Genomic DNA, 8,933 nt, shown 5'->3' on the forward strand with positions numbered 1-8,933 from the left:
CCTGAGTATTGCTACCCATTTAGGTTAAACGAAACGCACGCTCAGATTAATTACACCATGAATTTGGTTAACTACGTACCTACGTTCACCCACCTTATATCCCACGGCTAAAGCACATGGGTTTTACGGTGCTTTCTATAAATCAGCACCGTCAACCGGATCAGGGTTCCGTTTCCGTCTCTGGGGTTGACTCAGGTAAGGGTAATCCCGTGACTGTTCTTTCCAGATACTGCTTCCGGTGGTCGATGTTGGCTTGCATGATGCCAGTCAGAACCATTTCAGGCAAGAACTCTGTAACTTCCTCAGCGATATGTTCGCGCACGGTCATAATCCGAATCGCCAAGTCTGGCTTTTCATGAAGTAGCGTTTCAATGTACGCTTCTCCATTTTGGATATTGGCCGTGGCAGAAAAGTTTTGCAACCAATATGCCAAGGGAGGATTAGTTTCGTTCAGTTGACTGACTACAATTCGCATGGCTTGGTAGGTCAAATAGCTACTCATCACTTTGGCAGTATCTTTGGCAATTTGTTTTAAATCCATATTGTTGGCAACGTTTGATATCGGCGGTTGTTTATGTCTACCGAGTGCGATCGCACTCGGTGGTGACAAGTTTCTTCGGGTACAAACCATAACCCGGATCCCCATTGCCGTCACAGCTTAGAGGAATACTTTCCGCCGGAGGTTGCCGGATTTTGCCGTAATACTGCGCTTTCGTTAGAGCGCTTGAATGACTGTAGAAAGGTTAACCGCTTCCCCGACTGGGTTAACGGTTAACTTTTCACTAAGGATCCGTCATCAGACGGTATCCATTGCCTCGAACTCAAACTTGATTTCTTTCCACAGTTCAAGAGCGACAGCCAACTCAGGAGACCAGCGTCCAGCTTCACGAAGGATATCATTACCTTCACGAGCCAAGCTGCGACCTTCGTTACGAGCTTGAACGCAAGCTTCCAAGGCGACGCGGTTAGCGGTTGCACCCGGAGCATTACCCCAGGGGTGACCCAAAGTACCACCACCAAATTGCAGCACGGAGTCATCACCGAAGATTTCCACGAGTGCGGGCATATGCCATACGTGGATACCACCGGAAGCAACAGCCATCACCCCAGGCATGGATGCCCAGTCTTGGGTGAAGTAAATCCCGCGAGACTTGTCTTGTTCGACATAGTTTTCGCGGAGCAGATCCACGAATCCCATCGTAATTCCACGTTCGCCTTCGAGTTTACCGACGACGGTTCCGGTGTGGATGTGGTCACCACCGGACATCCGCAAGCATTTGGCAAGAACGCGGAAGTGGATACCATGATTTTTCTGACGGTCGATAACTGCGTGCATAGCACGGTGGATGTGCAACAGCAATCCGTTATCGCGGCACCAGTGAGACAAGGTAGTGTTGGCGGTGAACCCTGCGGTTAAGAAGTCATGCATGATGATGGGCATTTTGAGTTCTTTGGCGAACTCAGCCCGTTTCAGCATTTCTGAGCAGGTGGGGGCGGTTACGTTGAGGTAGTGGCCCTTGATTTCGCCAGTTTCTGCCTGAGCTTTATGGATAGCGTCAGCAACGAACAAGAAGCGATCGCGCCAGCGTTGGAACGGCTGGGAGTTGATGTTCTCGTCGTCTTTGGTAAAGTCCAAACCACCGCGCAAGCATTCATACACTGCACGACCGTAGTTCTTCGCAGATAAACCGAGTTTCGGCTTGATGGTGCAACCCAACAGGGGACGACCATACTTGTTGATTTTGTCACGCTCAACTTGGATGCCGTGGGGAGGACCTTGGAAGGTCTTCAGGTAGGCAACGGGAATCCGCATATCTTCCAAGCGCAGTGCACGCAAGGCTTTGAAACCAAACACGTTCCCCACGATGGAGGTCAGCATATTGGTAACAGAGCCTTCTTCAAACAAGTCGAGGGGGTAGGCAACGTAAGCGATGTACTGGTTCTCTTCGTTGGGTACCGCTTCGATGTCGTAGCAACGGCCTTTGTACCGATCCAAGTCGGTCAAAAGGTCGGTCCACACTGTCGTCCAGGTTCCGGTTGAAGATTCAGCAGCTACGGCAGCTCCTGCTTCTTCCGGGGGAACTCCGGGCTGAGGGGTCATCCGGAATGCCGCCAAGATGTCGGTATCTTTGGGTGTGTAATCCGGCGTGTAGTAAGTCAGTCTATAATCTTTAACGCCAGCTTGGTAGCCGGTTTTTGCTTGAGTCTTGGTTGAACTGTAAGACATAATCCCCCTTCCTAGGAATCATCGGAATCATCGAAAATCGTTGCAGTTGTCCTGGTTTTTTGTTTTCCTGACAAGCTATTCACTTATCAGGGTACTATTGCTTACCGAACCCGCGTCGGGGAGCGGTGGAGCGAAATCAGTCGGCTGCTTCGGTTTGCTGCATAACAATAGTATCAGGAAAACAATAAGTTAAACATCATTGTTATTTTATTCTTAGATAATTTTTCTTTATTTTTTGTTATAAATATTTATTTTTTGTTATAATATAAAGCGGTAATTTTATGATATGATAAAACGCTTCAGTTTTGCGAGGACTGGCAGAATTTCGGTGTGGGGAGCAGCAGGAACGATACAATTGATCGCAGTTGAGAAGGCGATGGAGTCTACGTCCTGACCCGGATAGAGCAGGGGTGAACGTTCCACCAACGCGATCGCCACCTTTGCCTTTAGACCCTTTAACCGTAATCCCCTTTGTTGAGCGATCGCCCCTGGGGGTGATTTTAAAAAAACTTATGCAGCCAGCTTTCCTCCACTGCATCAACCCGGATTGTCCAAGTCCCACCGGCCAAAGTCGGGATTATCACTTTTGTGACAGTTGTGGAACCCCTCTGATTTTAAATAGACGTTACCTCCCCCTACAAAAACTAGGGACCGGCGGTTTTGCCGTCACTTTCACCGTTTATGACCGGCAGAGGGACCGGGAACGAGTCTTGAAGGTGTTGGTCGAGCGATCGCCTAAAGCCTTAGAACTATTTAAACAAGAAGCATCGGTATTAGCCAGTCTGACCCATCCCGGGATTCCCAAAGTCGATCGCGACGGTTATTTTCACGTGTCTCTCAAACATCCCCAACCCCACACCCTTCCTTGTCTCGTCATGGAAAAAATTGAAGGTTTGACCTTGGATGAAATGCTGCATCGAGATTATCCCCAAGGATTTCCCGAGGAGATAGTGGTAGATTGGTTGCTCCAGGCAGCAGATATTTTGGAGGAGTTGCACCGCCATTCGATTATTCACCGAGACCTGAAACCCACCAATTTGATGGTAAGGATGGGGGGAACTCCGACGAATACAGGTACTCCATTCTCCTTATTTAACAGAAGGATCCCAGGCAGTGTAGCCGGTCAACTGGTGGCGATCGATTTTGGCGGAGTCAAACAACTCAGCGGCAAGCAAGCAAGTTCCACGCGGTTGTTCTCCCCGGGTTACAGTCCTCCAGAACAGATGATGGGCGCTTCCGTGGGACCTGCCGCCGATTTTTATGCTTTGGGTCGCACTGCTATTTTCCTGCTCACCGGGCGATCGCCCACGGACTTGGATGATGGAATGTCTGGGGAATGTCGCTGGCATCCTCATGCCAGGGTTAGCCGGAATCTCGCCCATGTCATCGATGAAATGCTGGAGTTTCAGGTTGATAAACGCTTAGATAGTGCCGCACAACTGCAAAGACGACTGATCCAGGGTTCATATTTAAAAACCTTAGTCCGCCAGCGCAACCTGGGACTCGGTGGCCGTTTGGCGGGGTTTGCGGCGGTGGCATCTGCGCGCAGTCTCCAATTTTGCTGGGGAGTAGGAACATTGGTGATCAAGGCGATCGCCACTCTAGGTGTCGTCAGTTACAAAACCCTAGAAGGTATCCTCAGAACCACATTGGGTGTGATCAGTTGGGTATTTACCGCCTGCTTCGATACTTTATTAGGCACTATCTTAGGCGGATTGGGTGCGAGTGTCGGTACCGGAGTCGGTTTTGCCTTAGCCTATTGGTTACCTGTTGGCAGCCGACTCAGCAACCGCCTAAGTGAGTTAATCGCACAATGGTTTCCCAACCTGGCAGTGACAGTCGATCCCGTCGCGATTTTATTTGGGATGGCCGGTGTAGGCACAGCATTGGGATTAACTGAAGCTGGAAGTTTCGGACAAAAACGACGATTTGTCACCTCCGGCATGATGGGACTGTTTGGGTATGGATTGGGATGGTTTGTATTAGCGGTGAGTTCAACTACTAAGGCAGTCGCCGCCGCCGATGTAGTCGGATTTACAGCGATCGCGATTGCCTCTATTGTCCTGGGGTTAGGATTACCCAAACCGCAACTGTTTCATGCGACTATGAGTGCGATCGGGACTGCGATCGTGATGGCAGTCTTTCTTTATAGTTCTGATTTTCCCCTAATTTTAGACCTATTTTCCGCCACATCAGGAATCGGGATACCGCAATTTTGGGACAGTATCGCTTTTTTTGCTTTATTAGGGATGACTGGCAGTTTTTGTCTCGGTTGTAGTTACTATTTACTAATGCCAGTTTTGAGACTCTTAGGATTTCGATAAAGCAAAAACCCGCACCCGGTGAGGGCGTGGGTTTGTACAGACCTATCAATACCGGATTTGGTATTACTTATCGGGAAGGCGATCGGCTTCTAATTCCTGTAAACGAGCCTCCAACTCCCGAAGGCGTGCTTCTGCTGAATCAGCCCGCTGACGTTGTTGTTCAGCCTCCTGACGTTGTTGTTCCGCCTCCTGACGTTGTTGTTCAGCTTGTTTGGCTAACTCCGTTGAAGTCAGAAATCGCTCACCATCGGGACGGTAGATCGTGAACTGTTCATCCTGCAATTCAAAGCGAATCCCTAACCGGGGACTCGTCCAATTTTCGGGCTGATCAATCACCTCCAGGGAACCCCCCTGATTGCGTAACCACCCATTGAAATCCAGATGGTCTGGGTCGAAAACATAATATTCTTCCACCCCATAGCGGTCATAAAACTGTTGTTTCTTCGCCATCTGCGTGAGGCGATTTCCGGGGGAAAGAATTTCAAACACAACTTGGGGAGGGATGTTCGCTTCTTCCCATTGCTTATAAGAACCGCGATCGCCCTTGGGTCGTCCCATCGCCACCATCACATCAGGGGCTTGACGCACTTTATTATTGCCTTCCTGGGGATACCACAGTAAATCCCCGGCGATAAAGACATTCGGATCATCATCAAACAAAATTTCTAAATTCTCTTTAATTACCACAATCCAACGAAACTGGCGGGTATTATCAGACATGGGATTTCCGTCACAATCGGGGTAAATGACCTTTGTGGGTTGAGGGGTAGTGACCATAAATTAGACCTCTCAATTATTGAACAGGAAGCAACACCATTCAGCCTATGTCAGACCCTCTCTGGCAAGACTTTAAAAGTGTCGGATTCGGTGGCTAGGGTTGTCTGACATTTTAGCTGATTTTTTCGCCAATGGTCAGAAACTGGGTTTTTGGGTGGCTTAATTTTTCTCTCTCCGGCCCAGACGCTTCGCGATCGCACAGAAAATGTTAAGATAATTAGCGATAGCAATCTTAAATCAGTGGTCTCATGGATCCAATATGGAAACCTTGGGAGTGCCGCAATATCAAAACCGTTTTTTGATGAGTTTATACCAAATCCGGTTGGTAAAAGTCGGTTTTCGCTTTGACGCCTCGCTTCTCGGGCTTTGTCCGTGTAGCCCCACCCTTGAGGGTGCGGGTTTTAATAGACCTTTAACAATTGAATGGAGTATCAAATCCGGTTAATTGCTGATACTGACCTTGACAAAATGGGATTACTGAAATTTTATAAGATTGCACCCAGAGGAAATTTTGTTCAGAATTTCTTGCTCTTCCTGTTGGGTATGATATAAATCCCAACGCAGTTGGAGATTCAGCCAAAAATCGGGTGATATATCAAAGAATTTAGCCAACCGTAAAGCATTACTGGGAGTGATTCCTCGCCCGTTGATTGAGGACTGCACTATCAAACCCTTGGAGGGGTGATGTGGTGCTATAATTTAGTCAAACCATAAATTGCCAATTAAAAAAAAACTATGGCTAAGATTATTCTTCAAGTTGATGAAGAGATTAAAGCGGCATTTGAACAGGCTAACCCTGAAATTCAGAAACAGTTAAGTAATATTATTCAGTTATTTTTACGAGAAAAGTTATACAACAAAAGTTTAACTGGGGTGATGGCAGAAATTTCAGACAAAGCACAAGAACGAGGCTTAACACCAGAAATTTTACAAGATATTTTAGCGGATGACAATGACGAATAGATTTGTCATTGATACGAATGTGGTCATTAGTGCTTTGCTTTTTAAATCTACAGCCCCATTTCGGGCATTAGAGTTAGCGGAAAAGCAAGGAATAATTTTATACTCTGAAGCGACTTTAAATGAATTAGTGCAAGTTCTGAATCGTCCCAAGTTTGACAAGTACCTTTCTCAAGAAGAAAGACAACTGTTTTTAATTAAATTTATCAGTTCATCCCAATTCGTCAAGATTACAGAAACAATCACTGTTTGTCGAGATGAAAAAGACAATAAATTTTTAGAATTGGCTGTTAGTGGTAATGGTAATATCATAATTACGGGCGATTTGGATTTATTGGTGTTAAATCCTTTTGAATCCATAGAAATTCTGACTCCAGATAGGTTGGTTGATAAATTTGCTGAATAAATGGGTTTCAGACACCGGGTTTTTATAGAAATCTCTGTAGTTAAAACTGTCTTAGAAACCCGGTTTCGTTGAGTTAGCTTTACTCTTTCTGGATTTCCAGTTTAGCGAAGTGTTCTTGCACGAGGCGATGGATGAAGCGATAGCGGTTCCCGACTCGTTGCAGGATGAGGCGTTCTGTGCAGTAGTCGAGGAATCGGGTGATATTCCAGGGCATTTCACCTGTTAGCCACAAGATGAGGCGGAGTGAAAAGTATTGAATAAAAGAGAATCCTGCAAATGTTCCAAATATAAGTCCTAGCACAAAAACATTATTTAATACCAGATTTGTCTCTAGCCTGAAAATAGGTGCTAATCCCGCAATTGTTCCTATTAAAAATAGGAACAGGAAAGCAATAAGTTGGTGGAATAATACATTGTCTCTTGAGATGTATTTTCCCTGTGAATATTTGGAAAATGCTAGTAATATCCATACAAAAGTCAACCCATATAAAATTGGCAAAATCAATAAAATAATTTCTATATTCGGTGATAATTTAGAAATGGAGTTGAGCAAACCAATGGAATAGGCATTTACAAATAAATTCATCAGGTCATGCCAAAAAGAAAACAAAACAACTATCGTCATCAAAAAACATATGACAAAAAATATTTTACAAGATTCAATATTCAATTTTTTAATTCCTTTTATCAAATTTAGAAAATTGATTTCCTCACCTCTAAAACAAGTCAACAAACCTGACACGCCTAATGCAGACACAAGCCACCTATGTAATGGATTCTCCCAGTATATCCAACTATTTGTGAGAGATTCTATATTGTTAATTGAATACAACATAAATAATGTGAGTCCAAAAGTAGTAAAAATTAATAACAATATAGATAAAAGCAGGAGTGACAATAAGATATTGCCAAATTTATTAGTTGCCAATTTTTTTGATAATTCTGATTCTGCAATTTTGTTGAATCCAAATCCAAGATAGAACAGGGATAACGACAAAGATATGAAAGCAATCAAACAAGTGAATATAACACTTAAGTAGTCGTTTATGGATAAAAGTTTTAAGTTATCAAAATTTTTATTTGCAAAGATTAAACCAAAAGAGAGATACAAAATTACTACAATAAAAAACACAAATAAATCATACCATATTTTATTTTGGTCTAACAAGGAAGGTTGCAATGAGTATATGCTAAATTCTTTTTGCTTTAAATTTTTATTTTCCAAAAAAAGAGAAATTCTAATCATAGCATTTTGAGAAAAAGATGCTTTGGGTTGTTCAGTAGTTTCATACAATCGACTTGGTATTTTCTGAGTTAGACGATTAACCCGATAAGCACCCAGCAAATAATCGATCGCCCTCCCTTCCGTGTTGCAATTCCGCCATTCCTCAACATCAATCTGCTGATAAGCAATACTCGAAATTGCTAAAAACAATGGATGACGAATAAAATTGACAATCTTCTCCGAACCCTTGATACTTTTCCAAAATTCCCCCAGATTGCTAGAGGCAAAATAATTCTGAATTTGCTCATTCGTTAAATCCTCCAAACAAATCGCCCCATTTAAGACCAGAATTTCCTCATAGTCCTCATATTCCTCTTTGCGACTGCACACCACCAAATGCAATGGCGAAAATTCACCCCCTAAAAACTGATTAATTGCCTGGACGCACTTCGTCTGACGTTCCGGTTGCAATTCATCCAACCCATCCAACAACAGCACTAACTCCTTCTCCCGAAGCCACTGTTCCCTGATTTCCTGACTCACCCCCTTACTCATAAGCTGAGACAGAACCCACTCCTTAATCGAAGGGTCATATTTTTTCTGTTCCCAGATTTTGGGAAACTCTCGTTTTGTCACCTCTTGCCAACTCGAAAGCTCCAAAATCACTGGAATCGGGGCATCATTATCCCCTTCTGCCCGCCCAATCAAGGCTTCTGCTAACTCTAATAACGTCGTGGTTTTGCCGCCCCCGGTTTGCCCAAAATCAGGAACTTGCCGGAAATTGTGGGATTATCAAACACATCCAGAATCGTCGTCTGGGGGGGTAACTGAACACTGCGCTGTTCCCCCACCTTCACCGACATATCCCAAGGACGTTGCACCTGCTGGGGTTGCTGTTCTTTGCCCAAATTCACGAACGCCGCCCGGTGGATAGACTGGCTTAAACGGCTTTCTACCTCGGTTCGCATCTGAGTCAATACATTTTGACGTTGGCGATATTCCTGTTTAGATAAC

At 44.8% G+C, this 8,933-nt stretch carries 6 protein-coding genes and 1 pseudogene; 3 read left to right on the forward strand and 4 right to left on the reverse strand.

Translation table 11 applies throughout. The annotated features are described in order from the left end of the window. Nucleotides 1-160 precede the first annotated feature (160 nt). Complete coding sequence (rcbX, locus tag J0895_RS05630; protein ID WP_207087141.1) at nt 161-541, reverse strand: RuBisCO chaperone RbcX; 381 nt, start codon at nt 539-541, stop codon at nt 161-163. Nucleotides 542-796: 255 nt separating this feature from the next. After that, nucleotides 797-2,227: a form I ribulose bisphosphate carboxylase large subunit gene (locus tag J0895_RS05635; protein WP_207087136.1), complete on the reverse strand. Its 1,431-nt coding sequence runs from the start codon at nt 2,225-2,227 to the stop codon at nt 797-799. Nucleotides 2,228-2,637: 410 nt separating this feature from the next. Here J0895_RS05635 and J0895_RS05640 point away from each other — a divergent pair, with 410 nt between their 5' ends. Further along, nucleotides 2,638-4,551 carry a protein kinase domain-containing protein gene (locus J0895_RS05640; RefSeq protein ID WP_207087137.1) on the forward strand — a complete coding sequence of 638 codons (1,914 nt, stop codon included), beginning with the start codon at nt 2,638-2,640 and terminating at the stop codon, nt 4,549-4,551. Between the two features lie 63 nt (nt 4,552-4,614). On the opposite strand, the gene J0895_RS05645 is transcribed toward J0895_RS05640, so the two are convergent. Further along, nucleotides 4,615-5,328: a Uma2 family endonuclease gene (locus tag J0895_RS05645; RefSeq protein WP_207087138.1), complete on the reverse strand. Its 714-nt coding sequence runs from the start codon at nt 5,326-5,328 to the stop codon at nt 4,615-4,617. 735 nt (nt 5,329-6,063) lie between these two features. Here J0895_RS05645 and J0895_RS05650 point away from each other — a divergent pair. Both J0895_RS05650 and J0895_RS05655 read left to right on the forward strand, forming a co-directional pair. Beyond that, nucleotides 6,064-6,291 (forward strand): hypothetical protein, encoded by a 228-nt coding sequence (locus J0895_RS05650; protein WP_207087139.1) that lies wholly within the window; start codon nt 6,064-6,066, stop codon nt 6,289-6,291. After that, nucleotides 6,281-6,694: a putative toxin-antitoxin system toxin component, PIN family gene (locus J0895_RS05655; protein WP_207087140.1), complete on the forward strand. Its 414-nt coding sequence runs from the start codon at nt 6,281-6,283 to the stop codon at nt 6,692-6,694. Before J0895_RS05650 ends, J0895_RS05655 begins: the two co-directional genes overlap by 11 nt. 79 nt (nt 6,695-6,773) lie before the next feature. Here J0895_RS05655 and J0895_RS25675 read toward each other — a convergent pair. Further along, nucleotides 6,774-8,933, reverse strand: a pseudogene (locus tag J0895_RS25675) (NACHT domain-containing protein); the annotation flags it as partial.

The sequence above is a fragment of the Phormidium pseudopriestleyi FRX01 genome (assembly GCF_017313335.1).
Classification (GTDB): Bacteria; Cyanobacteriota; Cyanobacteriia; order Cyanobacteriales; family Laspinemataceae; genus Laspinema; species Laspinema pseudopriestleyi.

What these genes read in the sequence shown, in the direction of transcription:
- rcbX (WP_207087141.1), bottom strand. Translation starts at nt 541, where the DNA reads ATGGATTTAAAACAAATTGCCAAAGATACTGCCAAAGTGATGAGTAGC.
- J0895_RS05635 (WP_207087136.1), bottom strand. Translation starts at nt 2,227, where the DNA reads ATGTCTTACAGTTCAACCAAGACTCAAGCAAAAACCGGCTACCAAGCT.
- J0895_RS05645 (WP_207087138.1), bottom strand. Translation starts at nt 5,328, where the DNA reads ATGGTCACTACCCCTCAACCCACAAAGGTCATTTACCCCGATTGTGAC.
- J0895_RS05650 (WP_207087139.1), top strand. Translation starts at nt 6,064, where the DNA reads ATGGCTAAGATTATTCTTCAAGTTGATGAAGAGATTAAAGCGGCATTT.
- J0895_RS05655 (WP_207087140.1), top strand. Translation starts at nt 6,281, where the DNA reads ATGACGAATAGATTTGTCATTGATACGAATGTGGTCATTAGTGCTTTG.